Source organism: Nocardioides eburneiflavus (genome assembly GCF_004785795.1).
GTDB lineage: Bacteria > Actinomycetota > Actinomycetes > Propionibacteriales > Nocardioidaceae > Nocardioides > Nocardioides eburneiflavus.
In genome coordinates, this window is the sequence record NZ_SRRO01000001.1 from 845,851 (window position 1) to 862,824 (window position 16,974).

15 protein-coding genes are annotated in these 16,974 nt (G+C 69.8%); 8 read left to right on the top strand and 7 right to left on the bottom strand.

Translation table 11 applies throughout. The features are described from left to right. From gyrA to dnaA, 7 genes are all read right to left on the bottom strand, one after another. Window positions 1-2,673 carry a DNA gyrase subunit A gene (gene gyrA / locus EXE59_RS04020; protein ID WP_135837742.1) on the bottom strand — a complete coding sequence of 891 codons (2,673 nt, stop codon included), beginning with the start codon at window positions 2,671-2,673 and terminating at the stop codon, window positions 1-3. 61 nt (window positions 2,674-2,734) lie between these two features. Next, on the bottom strand, window positions 2,735-4,960 hold the full coding sequence (gyrB, locus tag EXE59_RS04025) for a DNA topoisomerase (ATP-hydrolyzing) subunit B (protein ID WP_135837743.1): 2,226 nt from the start codon (window positions 4,958-4,960) through the stop codon (window positions 2,735-2,737). Window positions 4,961-5,238: 278 nt separating this feature from the next. Continuing rightward, complete coding sequence (locus EXE59_RS04030) at window positions 5,239-5,811, bottom strand: DciA family protein (protein ID WP_135837744.1); 573 nt, start codon at window positions 5,809-5,811, stop codon at window positions 5,239-5,241. Beyond that, window positions 5,801-7,024: a DNA replication/repair protein RecF gene (gene recF, locus EXE59_RS04035; protein WP_135837745.1), complete on the bottom strand. Its 1,224-nt coding sequence runs from the start codon at window positions 7,022-7,024 to the stop codon at window positions 5,801-5,803. Before recF ends, EXE59_RS04030 begins: the two co-directional genes overlap by 11 nt. 7 nt (window positions 7,025-7,031) lie before the next feature. Further along, window positions 7,032-8,027, bottom strand: coding sequence for a phosphogluconate dehydrogenase (NAD(+)-dependent, decarboxylating) (gnd, locus tag EXE59_RS04040; protein ID WP_281280286.1), 996 nt, complete (start codon window positions 8,025-8,027; stop codon window positions 7,032-7,034). Window positions 8,028-8,042: 15 nt separating this feature from the next. Further along, entirely contained in the window at window positions 8,043-9,182 is a 1,140-nt protein-coding gene (gene dnaN / locus EXE59_RS04045; protein ID WP_135837747.1) for a DNA polymerase III subunit beta, read from the bottom strand. Window positions 9,183-9,604: 422 nt separating this feature from the next. Further along, window positions 9,605-11,080 (bottom strand): chromosomal replication initiator protein DnaA, encoded by a 1,476-nt coding sequence (dnaA, locus tag EXE59_RS04050; protein ID WP_168218657.1) that lies wholly within the window; start codon window positions 11,078-11,080, stop codon window positions 9,605-9,607. Window positions 11,081-11,621: 541 nt separating this feature from the next. Here dnaA and rpmH point away from each other — a divergent pair. The 8 genes from rpmH to EXE59_RS04090 all read left to right on the top strand — a co-directional run bounded on the left by rpmH (window position 11,622) and on the right by EXE59_RS04090 (window position 16,894). Continuing rightward, complete coding sequence (gene rpmH / locus EXE59_RS04055; RefSeq protein WP_011758123.1) at window positions 11,622-11,759, top strand: 50S ribosomal protein L34; 138 nt, start codon at window positions 11,622-11,624, stop codon at window positions 11,757-11,759. Between the two features lie 25 nt (window positions 11,760-11,784). Beyond that, window positions 11,785-12,138 (top strand): ribonuclease P protein component, encoded by a 354-nt coding sequence (gene rnpA / locus EXE59_RS04060; protein WP_135837749.1) that lies wholly within the window; start codon window positions 11,785-11,787, stop codon window positions 12,136-12,138. After that, window positions 12,135-12,413, top strand: a complete 279-nt coding sequence (yidD, locus tag EXE59_RS04065) for a membrane protein insertion efficiency factor YidD (protein WP_135837750.1) — start codon at window positions 12,135-12,137, stop codon at window positions 12,411-12,413. Before rnpA ends, yidD begins: the two co-directional genes overlap by 4 nt. Further along, a complete protein-coding gene (gene yidC / locus EXE59_RS04070; RefSeq protein WP_135837751.1) occupies window positions 12,414-13,385 on the top strand; it encodes a membrane protein insertase YidC in 972 nt (323 codons plus the stop codon). A 64-nt stretch (window positions 13,386-13,449) separates the two neighbouring features. Continuing rightward, entirely contained in the window at window positions 13,450-14,013 is a 564-nt protein-coding gene (locus tag EXE59_RS04075; RefSeq protein WP_425464507.1) for a Jag family protein, read from the top strand. A gap of 50 nt (window positions 14,014-14,063) precedes the next feature. Next, window positions 14,064-14,741, top strand: coding sequence for a 16S rRNA (guanine(527)-N(7))-methyltransferase RsmG (gene rsmG, locus EXE59_RS04080; RefSeq protein WP_246056483.1), 678 nt, complete (start codon window positions 14,064-14,066; stop codon window positions 14,739-14,741). A 360-nt stretch (window positions 14,742-15,101) separates the two neighbouring features. Then, complete coding sequence (locus EXE59_RS04085) at window positions 15,102-15,890, top strand: ParA family protein (RefSeq protein WP_342777188.1); 789 nt, start codon at window positions 15,102-15,104, stop codon at window positions 15,888-15,890. Continuing rightward, a complete protein-coding gene (locus EXE59_RS04090; RefSeq protein ID WP_135837754.1) occupies window positions 15,887-16,894 on the top strand; it encodes a ParB/RepB/Spo0J family partition protein in 1,008 nt (335 codons plus the stop codon). The genes EXE59_RS04085 and EXE59_RS04090 overlap by 4 nt, the downstream gene beginning before the upstream one ends. Window positions 16,895-16,974 lie beyond the last annotated feature (80 nt).

Consider the following 16,974-nt stretch of genomic DNA (forward strand, 5'->3'; position numbering starts at 1 on the left):
TCACTCCTCGGTGGTGTCGGCAGGGGCGTCCTTCCCGTCGATTGTTGCACCGTCGTCGACAACCGGCGATTCCTCGTCCTCATCGGGCGCCTCCACCGAGCGTGCCACGACCGCGACCGTGTCGCCCTTCTTGGGCGTCACGAACTTCACGCCCTGGCTGTCGCGACCGGTGGCCCGGAAGTTGGCGTCGATGGGGCTGCGCACGACCTGGCCGCCGCTGGTGATCGACAGCACCTCGTCGCCCTCCTCCACGATGAACGCGCCGACCAGGCCGCCGCGGTCCTCGTTGCTGAGCCGGACGGCGCGGATGCCGACACCGCCGCGGTTGGTGATGCGGTAGTCGGTGATGCGCGTGCGCTTGGCGTAGCCGCCGTCGGTGATCGTGAAGACGTACTGCTCCTTCACGTCGGGCAGGTCGCCGGGCGCGATGTCGGCCGGCGCCTCGCCGTCCTCGACGAGGCGTGCCTCGGCGGCCTCCTCGGCGGCGACCTGCGCGGCGCGGATCACCGAGAGGGAGAGCACGGAGTCGTCGTCGTGCTTGAACTTCATGCCGCGTACGCCGCCGGTCGCGCGACCCATCGGGCGCAGCTGGTCGTCGCTGGCCTGGAAGCGGATCGCCTGGCCCTTGCGGGACACGAGCAGGATGTCGTCGTCGCCGTTGACCAGCTCGGCGCCGATCAGCTCGTCGTCCTCCTCGCGGAAGTTGATCGCGATGACGCCGGCCTGGCGCGGGCTGTTGTAGTCGCCCAGCTTGGTCTTCTTCACCAGGCCGTTGCGGGTGGCGAGCACGAGGTAGGGGGCCTGCTCGTAGTCGCGGATCGCCAGGACCTGGGCGATGTCCTCGTCGGGCTGGAAGCTCAGCAGGCCGGCGACGTGACCGCCCTTCGCGTCGCGCGCCGCCTCGGGCAGGTTGTAGGCCTTGGTGCGGTAGACGCGACCCGCCGTGGTGAAGAACAGCAGCCAGTGGTGGTTGGTGGTCGCGATGAAGTGCTGGACCACGTCGTCACCGCGCAGGGTGGCGCCGCGTACGCCCTTCCCGCCGCGCTTCTGCAGGCGGTACTGGTCGGCGCGGGTGCGCTTGGCGTAGCCGCCGCGGGTGATGGAGACGACCAGGTCCTCGTCGGGGATCAGGTCCTCCATCGAGAGGTCGCCGTCGGCGGCGATGATCTGCGAGCGCCGGTCGTTGCCGTACTTCTCGACGATCTCGGTGAGCTCGTCGGCGACGATCTGCCGCTGGCGGGCCTCGTTGGCGAGGATGTCCTCGAGGTCGGCGATCACGCGCTCGAGCTCGGCGAGGCGGTCCATGATCTTCTGGCGCTCGAGGGCCGCGAGGCGACGCAGCTGCATCTCGAGGATCGCGTTGGCCTGGACCTCGTCGATGTCCAGGAGCTCGATGAGGCCGGTGCGGGCCTCCTCGACGTCGGGACTGCGCCGGATCAGCGCGATGACCTCGTCGAGGGCGTCGAGCGCCTTGGCGAGCCCGCGGTAGATGTGGGCCTGGCGCTCGGCCTCGGCGAGGCGGAAGCGCGTACGCCGCTGGATGACCTCGATCTGGTGGGTCACCCAGTGCGAGATGAACTGGTCGATGGGCAGGGTGCGCGGCACCCCGTCGACCAGCGCCAGCATGTTGGCCGAGAAGTTGGTCTGGAGCTCGGTGTGCTTGAACAGGTTGTTGAGCACCACCCGGGCGACGGCGTCGCGCTTGAGGATGATGACCAGCCGCTGGCCGGTGCGCGAGCTGGTGTCGTCGCGGACGTCGGCGATGCCCTGGATACGGCCGGAGTCGGCGAGCTCGGCGATCTTGAGCGCGAGGTTGTCGGGGTTGACCATGTAGGGGAGCTCGCTGATGACCAGCATGACGCGGCCCTTGGCGTCCTCGTCGATCTCGACGACCGCACGCTGGGTGATCGAGCCGCGGCCGGTGCGGTAGGCCTGCTCGATGCCCTGGCGGCCGACGATCAGGGCGCCGTTGGGGAAGTCGGGGCCCTTGATCCGCTCGACCAGCGCGTCCTGGAGCTCTTCCTTGGTGGCGTCGGGGTGCTCGAGCGCCCACACGGCGCCCTCGGCGACCTCGCGCAGGTTGTGCGGCGGGATGCTGGTCGCCATGCCCACCGCGATGCCGGCCGAGCCGTTGACCAGCAGGTTGGGGAACCGCGACGGCAGGATGGTCGGCTCCTGCGACCGACCGTCGTAGTTGGGGCGGAAGTCGACGGTGTCCTCGTCGATGTCGCGCACCATCTCCATCGCCAGCGGCGCCATGCGGCACTCGGTGTATCGCATGGCGGCGGCGGAGTCGTTGCCCGGTGAGCCGAAGTTGCCCTGGCCGTTGATCAGCGGCGCACGCAGCACCCACGGCTGCGCGAGGCGGACCATGGTGTCGTAGATCGCGGTGTCGCCGTGGGGGTGGTACTGACCCATCACGTCGCCGACGACGCGCGAGCACTTCGAGAAGCCACGGTCGGGGCGGTAGCCGCCGTCGTACATCGCGTAGAGGATGCGGCGGTGCACCGGCTTGAGCCCGTCGCGTACGTCGGGCAGCGCGCGGCCGACGATGACGGTCATCGCGTAGTCGATGTAGGACTGCTGCATCAACGTCTGCAGCTCGATCGGCTGGATGCGGTCGTCGCCGAACCCGAAGCCGCCTGCTCCGGTGCCGGTAGGGGTCTCAGTCATGTCTGTCTCTTCTCCTGCGTTCTATCGATGTCTAGGTCTGGTCGTAGATGCGGCTAGCGACCTAGATATCGAGGAAGCGGACGTCCTTGGCGTTGCGCTGGATGAAGGAGCGGCGCTGCTCGACGTCCTCGCCCATGAGGATCGAGAAGATCTCGTCGGCCTGGGCGGCGTCCTCGAGCGTGACCTGCTTCATCAGGCGGGCGTCGGGGTCCATCGTGGTCTCCCACAGCTCGTCGGCGTTCATCTCGCCGAGACCCTTGTAGCGCTGGACCGGGTTCTCCTTGGGCAGCTTCTTGCCCTGGGCCTGGCCGTCGGCGAGCAGTGCGTCGCGCTCGGCGTCGGAGTAGACGAACTCGTGGTCGGCCGGCTTGTTCCAGCGCAGGCGGTAGAGCGGGGGCTGGGCCATGTAGACGTACCCGTGCTCGATGAGCGGCTTCATGAAGCGGAACAGCAGCGTTAGCAGCAGGGTGTTGATGTGGTGGCCGTCGACGTCGGCGTCGGCCATCATCACGACCTTGTGGTAGCGCAGCTTCTCGAGGTTGAACTCCTCGTGGATGCCGGTGCCGAGCGCGGAGATGATCGCCTGGACCTCGGAGTTGGCGAGCACCTTGTCGATGCGGGCCTTCTCGACGTTGAGGATCTTGCCGCGGATCGGCAGGATCGCCTGGATGCGCGGGTCGCGGCCCTGGCGGGCCGAGCCGCCGGCCGAGTCGCCCTCGACGATGAAGACCTCGCACTCGGCGGGGTTGGTCGACTGGCAGTCGCTGAGCTTGCCGGGGAGGCCGCCGCCACCGAGGAGTCCCTTGCGGTTGCGGGCCAGCTCGCGGGCCTTGCGCGCGGCGATCCGGGCGCTGGCCGCGGCCTGCGACTTGCGGACGATGTCGCGGCCCTCGGCGGGGTTCTGCTCGAGCCAGGCGCCGAGCTGGTCGTTCATGATCCGCTGGGTGAAGCCCTTGGCCTCGGTGTTGCCGAGCTTGGTCTTGGTCTGGCCCTCGAACTGCGGCTCTCCGAGCTTGATCGAGATGATCGCGGTCAGGCCCTCGCGGATGTCGTCGCCGGAGACCCGGTCCTCCTTCTTCTTGATCAGTCCCCACTCCTCTCCCCAGTTGTTGACCAGGGAGGTGAGCGCGGCGCGGAAGCCCTCCTCGTGGGTGCCGCCCTCGTGGGTGTTGATGTTGTTGGCGAAGGTGTGGACCGACTCGGTGTAGGAGGTGTTCCACTGCATCGCGACCTCGAGGCTCATGTGCTGCCCGGCGGCGCCCTCGGCGGTCTCGGCCTCGAAGGCGATGACGCTCGGGTTGGCCACGGTCTTGCGGCGGTTGAGGTGCTCGACGTAGTCGACGAGACCGCGGTCGTACTTGAAGACCTGCTCGAGGCCGCCGGTCTCCGCGCGCTTGATCGCGTCGTGGCCCGCGTTGTCGATCTCGTTGTCGATCGTCTCGTCCTGGACGGCGTCGACGCGCGACTCGGCGTCGGGGCGCTCGTCGCGCACGACGAACTCGACGCCCTTGTTGAGGAACGCCATCTCGCGCAGCCGCGAGGTGATGGTCTCGAGGTTGTAGTTGGTGTGCTCGAAGATCTCCTCCGAGGCGTACCAGGTGACCGTCGTGCCGGTCTGCTCGCCGTCCTCCATCGGGCGCACCTGCGCGAGGTCGGCGTCGGGCACGCCGAGCTGGAAGCTCTGGCGCCACAGGTGGCCGCGGTTCTTGACCTCGGCGACGAGGCGGGTGGACAGCGCGTTGACCACGGACACGCCGACGCCGTGGAGGCCGCCGGAGACCTTGTAGCCGCCGCCGCCGAACTTGCCGCCGGCGTGGAGCATGGTCAGCGCCATCGTGAGAGCCGGCATCTCCTGGCCCGGGGCGGTGTCGGTGGGGATGCCGCGGCCGTTGTCCTCGACCCGCACGCCGCCGTCGGACTGAAGGGTCAGCACGATCCGGGTGGCGTAGCCGGCGAGCGCCTCGTCGACGCCGTTGTCCACGATCTCCCAGATCAGGTGGTGCAGGCCGCGCTCGCCGGTGGAGCCGATGTACATGCCCGGGCGCTTGCGGACGGCCTCGAGGCCCTCGAGGACCTGGATCGCGGAGGCGTCGTACTCGACGCTGCCGTCGACGGCGGTGGTGGAGCGCTTCTCCTCGACGGCCTCGACCGCGTCCTCGACGGCCGCGGCGAGGGCCTCGGCGCGCTCGGCCTCGCTGGGCGCCCCGTCGGAGGGAGGGGAAGGCTGTGGAGTGGGGTCAGAATCGGGGGTGGTGGCCGGGGTGGACTCGTGATTCTGTTCGCTCAAGGCACAGCCTTCTGCTCGTCGCCGCGGATCTCGTCCGAGGGCGTTCGACATGAGTCGAGTCGCTGCGGTTGCGTCTGCAACACGACGTGCGACTCGTACGCTCATATTACCTGCCAGCAGCCCTGAACCGAAGCACCCACCCCGGGTTGGGGATGGATAGGTGCGAAAAATGCCCTCAGCGGCCCCGTGGGGGCCGTTCAGCCGGTCGAACAGGGGGGTCGGTGGGGCCCCATGTGGTCGTACGGCTCCCAGATCGGCAGAACGGTGCTCTCGCGCGATCAGCCGTAGGTGTCGCGCGGGCCGCGGCCGTCGCGGCTCGACAACCGGCCCTTGGTCCAGCTCGGCAGGTGCGGTCCGAGCACCTCGATCACGGTCACGGTGCCGTGCCCGAGGTCCTCGTTGAGCCGGCGCACGATGCTCGGGGCGAGCAGCTTGAGCTGCGTGGCCCAGGCCGTGGAGTCGGTGCGGACCACGAGGCGTCCGTCGTCGAAGGACTCCGGCGTGCAGTGGTCCGCGACCTCGGACCCGACGAGCTCGGCCCAGCGGCCGAAGACGCCCTGCACGCGGAGGTCGACCTCCCAGCCGTGGTTGGCGATCAGCCGGCCCATCGCCTGCTCGAGCAGCTGGGGGTCGCGGTCGTCGGGACGGGCGCCGGACGACGTGGTCCTGGTCCTCTTCCGGAAGGAGGAGGACGTACGCCGCCGCGCGGGGGACCCGCCCGGGTTGGCCGCTGCTGCTCGGGCTGCCGCACGTGCGAGGTCGAGGCCGTCGGGGCGGTGCTCCTCGGCTGCCGCGTCGGGGGTGGCCTCGGCGGGGGTGGCCTCGTCTGGCCCCTGCCCCTCATCCGTCACGGGTCACCGTCCCGTCGGCCACGATGAACCGCACGCCCTGCAGCGAGGCCGGCACGTCCGCGGCGACCGCCGCGGTGACGAGGACCTGCTCGGCACCGGCCACGAGCTGGGCGAGCTGGTTGCGGCGCTCGGCGTCGAGCTCGGCGAAGACGTCGTCCAGCACGAGGATCGGGTCGTCGCCGTCGGCGCGCAGCAGGTCGTACGACGCCAGCCGCATCGCGAGCGCGAACGACCAGGACTCCCCGTGGGAGGCGTACCCCTTGACCGGGAGGCGCAGCTGCGGGTCACCGAGGGTGAGCAACAGCTCGTCACGGTGCGGGCCGACGAGGGAGATGCCGCGGTCGAGCTCCTCCTTGCGACGTGCCGCGATCGCCTCGAGCAGGGCACCCTGCAGCGCTGGTTGAGCAGGTTGCGCAGCAACCGTGTCGAGACCCGGATCATCCAGAGCCTCGGTTTCGACACGGGCTCGTCCCTCGCCCTGCTCAACCAGCGGACGTTCGATGTCGATGCTGGCCTTGTACTCGAGGTCGGCGTCGTCGCGGCTCGCGCCGCGGGCCACCGCCTCGTAGGCCTTGCCGAGGTAGGGCCGGAGGTCGTCGACCAGCCGCAGCCGGGCCCCCAGGATCTCCGCGCCGACGCGGGCGAGGTTGTCGTCCCAGATCTCCAGCGTCGACATCGCGGCGTCCCGCGAGGAGCCGCGGGCGAGCCCGGCGGTCTTGAGCAGGCTGTTGCGCTGCTTGAGGATCCGGTCGTAGTCCGACCGGACGCCCGCGAGGCGCGGCGTACGCAGGATGAGCAGGTCGTCGAGGAACTTCCTGCGGTCCGACGGGTCGCCCTTGACCAGGGTGAGGTCGTCGGGCGCGAAGACCACCGTGCGCACGAGGCCGATGATCTCGCGCGGCCGGGGGAGCGGGGACCGGTTGATGCGGGCGCGGTTGGCGCGGCCCGGGTTCAGCTCGACCTCGAGGAGGGCCGTACGCCCCTCCTTGACCACCGACGCGCGCACGACCGCCTGGTCAGCGCCCGCCCGCACCAGCGGCGCGTCGGTCGCGACGCGGTGGGAGGACAGCCTGGAGAGGTAGTCGATCGCCTCGACGAGGTTGGTCTTGCCCTGGCCGTTGCGGCCGATGAAGGCCGTGGCCCCCGGTTCCAGGGCGACGTCGATGTCGCCGTAGGAACGGAAGTCGTGGAGGGTCAGGTGCGCGACGTGCACGGGTGCATCAGCTCTCGGCCGGCTCCTCGGCGCTGCCGGCGCCGGCCTTCTGGGAGCTCTCGGTCTGGTCGGCGGGGCCGCCGTCCTCGACGTCGCCGCCCTTGGGGGCCGGGGTGCGCACCGCGTGGCCGCCGAACTGGTTGCGCATCGCGGCGACCGCCTGCATCGCCGGGCTGTCGTCCTGGCGCGAGACGAAGCGGGCGTAGAGCGCAGCGGTGATCGCCGGGGTCGCGACGGCGTGCTCGATGCCCGCCTCGACGGTCCAGCGACCCTCGCCGGAGTCCTCGGCGTAGCCCGCGATCTTGCTCAGGCCGGGGTCGTCGTCGAGCGCGGCGACCATGAGGTCGAGCAACCAGGACCTGATGACGGTGCCCTCGCGCCACGAGCGGAAGACCTCGGTCACGTTCTCGACCATGTCGACCTTCTCGAGCAGCTCCCAGCCCTCGGCGTAGGACTGCATGATCGCGTACTCGATGCCGTTGTGGACCATCTTGGAGAAGTGCCCGGCGCCGACCTTGCCGGCGTGGACGGAGCCGAACTCGCCCTCGGGTGCCAGGGCGTCGAAGGCCGGCTGCACCTTGGCGATGTCGTCGGCGTCGCCGCCGTACATCAGGGCGTAGCCGTTCTCCAGACCCCACACGCCGCCGGAGACCCCGCAGTCGACGTAGCCGATGCCCTTGCCGGCGAGCAGCTCGGCGTTGGCGAGGTCGTCGGTCCAGCGCGAGTTGCCGCCGTCGACGACCACGTCGCCCTCGCCGAGGAGGTCGGCGAGCTCCTTGACGGTCGCCCGGGTCGGGTCGCCGGCGGGCACCATGACCCACACGACCTTCGGGCTGGGCAGGGCCTCGACGAGCGCGGCGAGCGAGTCGACGTCGCTGACGTCGGGGTTGCGGTCGTAGCCCACGACCGTGAGTCCCGCACGGCGCATGCGCTCGCGCATGTTGCCGCCCATCTTGCCGAGTCCGATGAGTCCGATGTCCATGGCGGTGAGCCTAGTCCCCACCCCTCGGTGGTCGGCCTACGAGAGGAGGCGGCGGGGCATCAGCAGGTAGCGGAAGGAGCTGGCGTCGTCGTCCGCGGCATCGGTGCCGGAGATGACGACCGGCTTGGTCGCCTGGGTGAAGGCCAGGTCGACGAACTCCCCGTCGATGGCGGTGAGGCCGTCGAGCAGGAACTGCGGGTTGAAGCCGGTCGTCAGGTCGTCGCCGTTGATGTCGGCGTCGACGGCCTCGGTGGCCATCGCCTCGTCACCGGAGCCGGCGTCGAGCACGATCTGGTTCTCGCCGAACTTCATCTGCACGGCCGTGTTGCGCTCGGCGACCAGCGCGACGCGCTTGACGGTCTCGATCAGCTCGGCCTTGTTGACCTTCGCGACCGTCAGGTGCTCGGCGGGGAACAGCGAGCGGACCTTGGGGAACTCGCCGTCGAGGAGGCGGGTCGTGGTGCGGCGTACGCCACCGAGGCCGGTGCCCTCGAAGCCGATGAGGCCCTCGCCGGTGCCGCTGGTGCTCAGCGCGATCGTGATCTCGGCCCCGGAGGTGAGCGACTTGGCCGTGTCGCCGAGGACCTTGGCCGGCACGAGCGCGGCGACGGACACGTCGGGGGACTGCGGGTTCCAGGTCAGCTCGCGGTGCGAGAGGCGGAAGCGGTCGGTGGCGAGCAGCGCCATCGTCGAGCCGTCGATCTCGATCCGTACGCCGGTGAGGACCGGCAGCATGTCGTCGCGGCCGGCAGCGGTGACCGCCTGGGCGACGGCGTGCGCGAAGTCGGCGCTGGAGACCGTCCCGGTGGCGGACGGCATCTCCGGCAGCGTGGGGTAGTCGGAGACCGGCATGGTCTGGAGGCTGAAGCGCGCCGACCCGCAGGTGAGCGACACACGCGGGCCCTCGAGGGTGAGCTCGACGGGCTTGGCGGGGAGGCTGCGGCAGATGTCGGCGAGCAGGCGGCCGCTGACCAGGGCGCGACCCTCGTCGTTGACCTCCGCGGACAGGGTGGCGCGGGCCGAGGTCTCGTAGTCGAAGGTGGAGAGCACCAGGCCGGCGTCGCTCGCCTCGATCAGCAGGCCAGCCAGGACCGGGGAGCTGGGGCGGACGGGCAGGCTGCGGGCAGCCCACGCAACGGCATCGGCGAAGACGTCGCGTTCGACGCGGAACTTCACAAGGGTCTCCTCGACGAGGGGTGGGGCGAGCACCTGGTGGGCAGGGGCTCAGGCAGACAAGGACCACACACGTACGCGTGGGAAGTGCATCCTGCCACGCGCCGGTGACGCTTCGGCAGGGTTCTCCCCAGAGGGAGGTCGGTCAGTCGTTGGTGGGAGATCGGACCAGTGTTGAGGTTCATAGCAGTCATAGGGTCGGTGGAATCTGTGGAGAACTCACGTTCGTGCAGGTCAGCGGCCGGGAACTGTGTGGATGACGGGTGTGGACGCGCGCTGGTCAACCCGTGGGGCCGTGTGGACGCCGCGCCTCCGCTTGTCGTTCGTCCCGAGGTGTCCACAGGGGCTGGGGACGAAGCGCCGTACCGAATCACATGTTCTCCACACGAACGCGCGGCGATCGACGGCCAGCGGGCGCGAGCGGCTCAGGCCTGACGCGCCTGCATCTTGACCCGGTTGGTGAGCTCGCTGACCTGGTTGAAGACGGCGCGACGCTCGGCGAGCAGCTGGCGGATCTTGCGGTCGGCGTACATCACCGTGGTGTGGTCGCGGCCGCCGAACTCGCGGCCGATCTGTGGCAGCGACATCGAGGTCAGCTCCCGGCAGAGGTACATGCCGATCTGGCGTGCCATCACCAGGTGGCGGCCCCGCGAGGGGCCGGTGAGGTCCTCGAGCGAGACGCCGAAGTAGGCCGCGGTCTGCGCGATGATCAGCGCGTGGGTGATCTCCGGCTCGCCGCCCTCGGGGATCAGGTCCTTGAGGACGATCTCCGCCAAGGTCATGTCGACCTCCTGGCGGTTGAGGTTGGCGAAGGCCGTGACCCGGATCAGCGCGCCCTCGAGCTCGCGGATGTTGGTCTGGATCTTGGAGGCGATGAACTCCAGCACGTCCGGCGGCGCCGTCAGCCGGTCCATGGCGGCCTTCTTGCGCAGGATCGCGATGCGGGTCTCGAGGTCGGGGGGCTGGACGTCGGTGATCAGGCCCCACTCGAACCGGTTGCGCAGCCGGTCCTCGAGTGCCTCGAGCCGCTTGGGCGCGCGGTCGGAGGTGAGCACGATCTGCTTGTTGGCGTTGTGGAGGGTGTTGAACGTGTGGAAGAACTCCTCCTGCGTCTGGGTCTTGCCCTCGAGGAACTGGATGTCGTCGATGAGCAGGACGTCGACGTCGCGGTAACGCCGCTTGAACCGGTCCTGGCGGTCGTCGCGGATCGCGTTGATGAACTCGTTGGTGAACTCCTCCGACGAGACGTAGCGCACCTTGGCGTTGCTGTAGAGGCTGCGGACGTAGTGGCCGATCGCGTGCAGCAGATGGGTCTTGCCGAGACCGGACTCGCCGTAGACCAGGAGCGGGTTGTACGCCTTGCCGGGCGCCTCGGCGACGGCCACGGCGGCGGCGTGAGGGAACCGGTTGGACGAGCCGATCACGAACGTCTCGAAGGTGTACTTGGGGTTCAGCCGCGTCTCCAGCGCGGACGGCCGACGCTCGCCCGTGCTCGGCGTGGGCTCCAGGTGGTCCAGCTGGTCCGGGACCGACGCCTCGTAGGACGGCTGGTCATTTGTCGACATGGCGACAGATCGATCTGTCGATTCGTCGACCGGAGCGGGCTGGGCGTCCTCCAGGGCAGGGTTGACCGTGACGAGCATGCGGATCTCGCGACCGAAGCCCTCGCTCAGCGCGTCCTCGATGTGGTTGCGGAGCCGGCCCTCGAGCTGGTTGCGGGTGAAGTCGTTGGGCACTGCGATGATCGCTGTGTTCTCGTGGAGGGTCATCGGGACGCTGGGGCGCAGCCACGCACGCTGGTTGGGCTGGAGGTCCGCGACGATCTGCTGCCACGCCGTCCCGAGATCTACCTGCTGGTCGTCCACCGGACCGCCTTCGCTTCCACCATGTCGTCGTGCCAGTCGTGTCGCCCACGGGCACGTGGATCCGTGCCCGTCCCGGTCTGTCAGGTGTGTTCTGCGCGACCCTGACCGGTTGTGCTTCCACAGAGTTGTCCACAAGCTGTGCACTGATTGTCCCGACCCGGGTGGTCGAGGCCCCCGGGCGACGCCGTCGCGTGATCCTTCCAGCGTTTCCGCAGGTCAGAGGCCTGTTTGTGCGGCGTGTGAGCCAGATCACAGCAGGCTTCGGACCCTGGAGGGACCGTGGTCGGACGCGACCGCGGAGACATGGAACGTAACAACCGGGACGCGTACGGAGCAAGACGTCATCCACAGGCTGGCTCCCGGAGGGGCCGCGAGGGTTTGACCCCCACTTTCCCCTCCGCGTACCGTTGGCCGGTCGCTCCCTGTCGACGGGTGCCGCATGTCCACGATCCGCCACCTGGCGGCCGCGTGGGTGGGCGGTGCCGGCCGAAGTACCTGATCTTTGGGGCCTGAACCTGGGCCAGCGCCGATTCCTCGCGCGGAGTGGACATCCCTCGAAACCTTCGGAGAAATAGCCGTGAGCAAGCGTACGTACCAGCCGAACAACCGTCGCCGTCACAAGGTGCACGGCTTCCGCCTCCGCATGCGGACCCGTGCCGGCCGCGCGATCCTGTCGAGCCGTCGCCGCAAGGGCCGCAAGAGCCTGGCCGTCTGAGGCCCAGGGCTCACGGCAACCCGCCGTGCTCTCCGCTGACCATCGCCTCACCGACAGTGACGGCTTCCGCCGCACGGTCCGCAACGGGCGACGCGCCGGGTGCTCGACGCTCGTCGTCCACCTGTGGGTGGACCAGGCCTCGGCGCCCGGTCCGGCACAGGTGGGCTTCACGGTCGGCAAGACCGTGGGCGACGCCGTCACGCGCAACCGCGTGAAGAGGCGACTGCGGCACCTGACCCGGGAGCACCTCCCCGCACTGGAGGAGCTCCCGGGTCGTGCTGCGCTCGTGGTCCGCGCGCTGCCGGCGGCTGCCGAGGCGTCGTACGCCCGGCTGGGTGCTGACCTGACGCGTACGCTCGACCGGGTGAGCGCGTCGTGAAGCACCTCCTGATCGGCTTCATCCGCGCGTGGCGCTTCGCCATCAGCCCGCTCTACGGCCAGGTCTGCCGCTACCACCCGAGCTGCTCGGCGTACGCCCTCGAGGCCGTCACGGTGCACGGGTCGGTGCGCGGCACCTGGCTGGCCGGGCGGCGCCTCGTCCGCTGCCACCCGTGGTCGGACGGCGGCTACGACCCGGTCCCGCCTCGTGACCAGCCCCGTGTTCCTCCCCACGCCACTGGCGTGGGCCCCACCACCCCGAGCCAGGGAGCTTGAGTGATCGACTTCTTCACCTCCATCGGCGGCGCCATCATGCTGCCGCTCTACTACGCGATCTCGTTCGTGCTGGTGGGCTTCCACAACGTCTTCGGGGACATCTTCGGTCCCACGTCCGGCACCGCCTGGGTGCTGTCGATCATCGGGCTCACCCTCGTCGTGCGGGCCGCGCTGATCCCGCTCTTCGTGAAGCAGATCAAGTCCAGCCGCAACATGCAGCTCATCCAGCCCAAGGTGCGTGAGCTCCAGAAGAAGTACGGCCACGACCGGGAGCGTCTCGCGCAGGAGACGATGAAGCTCTACAAGGACTCGGGGACGAACCCGTTCTCGTCGTGCCTGCCGATCCTGCTGCAGATGCCGATCTTCCTCGCGCTGTTCCGGATCCTCGACCAGGCCGCCCGCAACCCCGAGCGCAAGCGCGGCCTGATGACGCCGGAGCTCAACGAGCAGCTCAGCGCCGCGGTCTTCGCCGGCGGCAAGATCTCCGACACGTTCCTCAACGCCGACGGCGTCGAGGTCCGCGTGCTGGCGGCGGTGCTGGTGCTCGCGATGACGCTGACCACCTTCCTCACCCAGCGCCAGCTGATGAGCAAGAACATGCCGGCCGACGCGCTGTCCGGCCCGTACGCCCAGCAGCAGAAGATGTTGCTCTACGTCCTCCCGGTGGTCTTCGCCGTGGGTGGCATCGCCTTCCCCGTGGGCGTCCTCTTCTACTGGACGACGTCGAACCTCTGGACCATGGGCCAGCAGTTCTACGTGATCCGCAACAACCCCGCGCCCGGCACTCCGGCGGCCGACGCCAAGGAGGAGCGCGACCGCGCCAAGGCGGCGCGCAAGGGCCTCAAGACTCCGGCGCAGCTCGAGGAGGAGCGCCTCGCGGCCGAGGCAGAGGCCCGCCGTGAGGAGAAGTCCCAGACGCGCCAGCAGCCGCAACGCCAGACCAAGGCCCAGCGCAGCAAGAAGAAGCGCTGACCCAGACATCCGCGCGCGTCGCTCCGGTGACGGCGCACCTGATCGAGAAGCAGGGAGACACACTGTGAGTGAGCAGCTGACGAACGGCGCGGCCGTGGACCACGTCGAGCACGACGGAGAGGACGCGGGCGCGTCCGCGCCGGAGGACGGCGGGAAGCCCCGCCCCTCCAAGGTGGAGCGCCTCGAGCACGAGGGCGACATCGCGGCGGACTACCTCGAGGAGCTGCTCGACATCGCGGACCTCGACGGGGACCTGGACATGGACGTCGAGGGTGACCGCGCGAGCGTGCAGATCGGTGGCGCGGACCTGAGCCAGCTGGTGGGCCGCAACGGCGAAGTCCTGGAGGCGCTCCAGGAGCTGACCCGCCTCGCGGTCTACCGCGAGACCGGCGAGCGCTCGCGACTGATGCTCGACGTCGGTGGCCACCGTGCCGAGCAGCGCACGCGGCTCGTCGCCATCGCGGAGAAGTCGATCGCGGCGGTTCGGGAGTCCGGCGAGTCCGTGTCGCTGGAGCCGATGAGCGCGTTTGAGCGGAAGGTCGTCCACGACGCGGTCGCTGCCGCCGGCCTCACGTCGGAGTCCGAGGGTGCGGAGCCCAAGCGCTACGTGGTGATCCTCCCCGCGTGAGCGATGACGTTTCACGTGAAACACCCTCCGTGCCCGCTGAGGCGCGGAGGGTGTTCGCGTCCGAGCGACTGTCCCTCGCGGAGCGATACGCCGACCTGCTGGCGACGGAGGGTGTCGTCCGTGGGCTGATCGGGCCACGCGAGGCTCCGCGTCTCTGGGAGCGCCACCTGTTGAACTCGGCGGTGCTGGCCGAGGCCATCGCGGAGGGCTCGTCGATCTGCGACATCGGGACGGGGGCTGGACTGCCCGGTCTCGTCATCGCGATCGCGCGACCGGACGTACGGATCACTCTGGTGGAGCCGCTGCTGCGGCGCACCACGTTCCTCGAGGAGGTCGTCGCCAACCTCGGCCTCGACCACGTCTCGGTCGTGCGCGGGCGGGCGGACGACCTGCACGGCCGGCAGACCTTCGACGTGGTCACGTCCAGGGCGGTGGCTCCACTCGAGCGGCTGCTGGGGTGGTCGATGCCGCTCGTCGCTCCCGAGGGCGCGCTGGTGGCGATGAAGGGTCGATCTGTTCGCGAGGAGATCGAGGCCGCGCGGTCGTTCCTGAGGACCTGGCGCTGCGCCGAGCCGGAGGTTCTCGAGGTCGGCCTCGACGTGGTTTCTCCACCGACGACGGTGGTACGGGTGTCCTGGGCCGATCCGTCCCGGATAGGTTGGCCCCTTGCCCGTGAAGGAAGGCGGCGTTCGCCGCGACACGACCGACGCGCAGCGCGCGAGAGGTGAGCTGAGTTGACGACCGAAGGTTCCTCCCACGACGCGGGCTGGCGTTCTCGCGAGGACGCCCCGTATCCGTTTTCCACTGGTCCGGACCGGGCCCCTGAGCGCAGCTATCCACAGACTGAACCAGTTCATCCACAGGCTGCAGGTGAGCCCGATGTTTCACGTGAAACGACCGAAAGGGACGTTTCACGTGAAACGCGGCCGGCGTGGCAGGTACGTACGGCGGGCGACCTCGCGGCACGGGACGCCGAGTTCGCCGACCACGGGACGCCGCTCGCGCAGGCCGCCCAGCACTCGGTCCTCGCCCGGTCGGGGGGCTTGCGGCGCCAGGGTGTCCCGCGACCCGACGAGACGAGGGTCGTGGTGGTCGCCAACCAGAAGGGCGGTGTCGGCAAGACCACGTCCACGGTGAACGTCGCGGCCGGGCTTGCCCAGCTCGGGCAGAAGGTGCTGGTGATCGACCTCGACCCGCAAGGCAACGCCTCGACAGCCCTCGGCGTGGAGCACCACCGCGGCGTCCCCTCGACCTACGACATGCTCGTGGACGGGCAGCCGTTGACCGACGTCACGACGGAGTGCGCCGAGCTGCCCGGTCTGTGGGCCGTCCCCGCCACGATCGACCTGGCCGGCGCCGAGATCGAGCTCGTCAGCGTGGTCGCACGCGAACAACGCCTGGCCCGGGCCATCGCCGCGCACCCGCTGGTGGGCACGGCGGCGGAGATCGGCGACGACCGCTTCGACTACGTGTTCGTCGACTGCCCGCCGTCGCTCGGGCTGCTGACCCTGAACGCTCTCGTCGCCGGGCGCGAGATGTTCATCCCCATCCAGGCTGAGTACTACGCGCTCGAGGGCCTCGGCATGCTGCTCGAGACCGTCGAGATGGTGCGCCAGCACCTCAACCCGCGGCTCACCATCTCGACCATCCTGTTGACGATGTACGACGCGCGTACCCGCCTGGCCGCCGGCGTCGCCGACGAGGTGCGCAGCCACTTCGGTGACCAGGTGTTGAAGACCGCCGTACCCCGATCGGTACGTGTCTCCGAGGCGCCGTCCTACGGGCAGACCGTGATGACCTACGATCCTGCGTCGGCGGGAGCGCTTTCCTACCTGGAGGCCGCCCGCGAGATCGCCAGCAAGGGAGCCCCGTCATGAATGCCAACCCCCCTCGTCGTGGGCTCGGACGCGGTCTGGGCTCCTTGATCCCCACGACCCCCAGCCAGTCGACACCCTCGCCGGCGCCCGGTGCCGACGCTCCGAGAGACTCGGGGTCGAGCAACGGAGCACCCCGGACGGACGCCCGCAACGGCGTGGAGGCGACGGCCTCGGTGGGCGGCGGTGAGGTGGCGGGCGCCTACTTCGCCGAGCTCCCGATCACGCAGGTGCGCCCCAACGCTCGCCAGCCGCGGCAGGTCTTCGAGGAGGAGGCCCTCGCCGAGCTCGTCCACTCGATCCGTGAGGTCGGGTTGCTCCAACCGGTCGTGGTGCGCCGGACCGGCGAGGACGCGTACGAGCTCATCATGGGCGAGCGTCGCTGGCGTGCGTCGCAGGAGGCCGGTCGCGACACGATCCCCGCCATCGTGCGCGAGACCGACGACAACGACATGCTGCGCGACGCGCTCCTGGAGAACCTCCACCGCTCCCAGCTGAACCCGCTCGAGGAGGCCGCCGCCTACGGCCAGCTGCTCGAGGACTTCGGGTGCACCCACGACGAGCTCGCGCAGCGCATCGGTCGGTCCCGGCCGCAGATCTCCAACACGCTGCGCCTGCTCAAGCTGTCCCCTGCCGTCCAGCGCCGGGTCGCCGCCGGCGTCCTGTCCGCCGGCCACGCCCGGGCGCTGCTCTCCGTCGAGGACGCCGGCCTCCAGGACAAGCTCGCCGCCCGGGTCACCGCCGAGGGCATCTCCGTGCGCGGTCTCGAGGAGATCGTGTCCGTCGGCGTCGCCCAGGACGACGCGCCGCGTGCGCTGCGGGCGAAGCCGGTCGCTCCCGGCCTCGCCGAGCTAGCCGATCGGCTCTCCGACCGGTTCGAGACGCGGGTCAAGGTCGACCTCGGCAAGGCCAAGGGCAAGATCACCGTGGAGTTCGCGAGCCTCGACGACCTGCGTCGCATCGTGGATGTCATGGACCCTCGCAACCGGAACGACCGGCCGATCTGAGACGCGCAGCCGACCGCGAGGCACGAGCGGTCGGCGTGGGCTCGGCCAGGTTGAGCAAGCGACACGACCGAGGGACGAGG

Excerpts from the sequence above, each read along its gene's own strand:
- EXE59_RS04090 (WP_135837754.1), top strand. The coding sequence starts at position 15,887 with ATGAATGCCAACCCCCCTCGTCGTGGGCTCGGACGCGGTCTGGGCTCC.
- gyrA (WP_135837742.1), bottom strand. The coding sequence starts at position 2,673 with ATGACTGAGACCCCTACCGGCACCGGAGCAGGCGGCTTCGGGTTCGGC.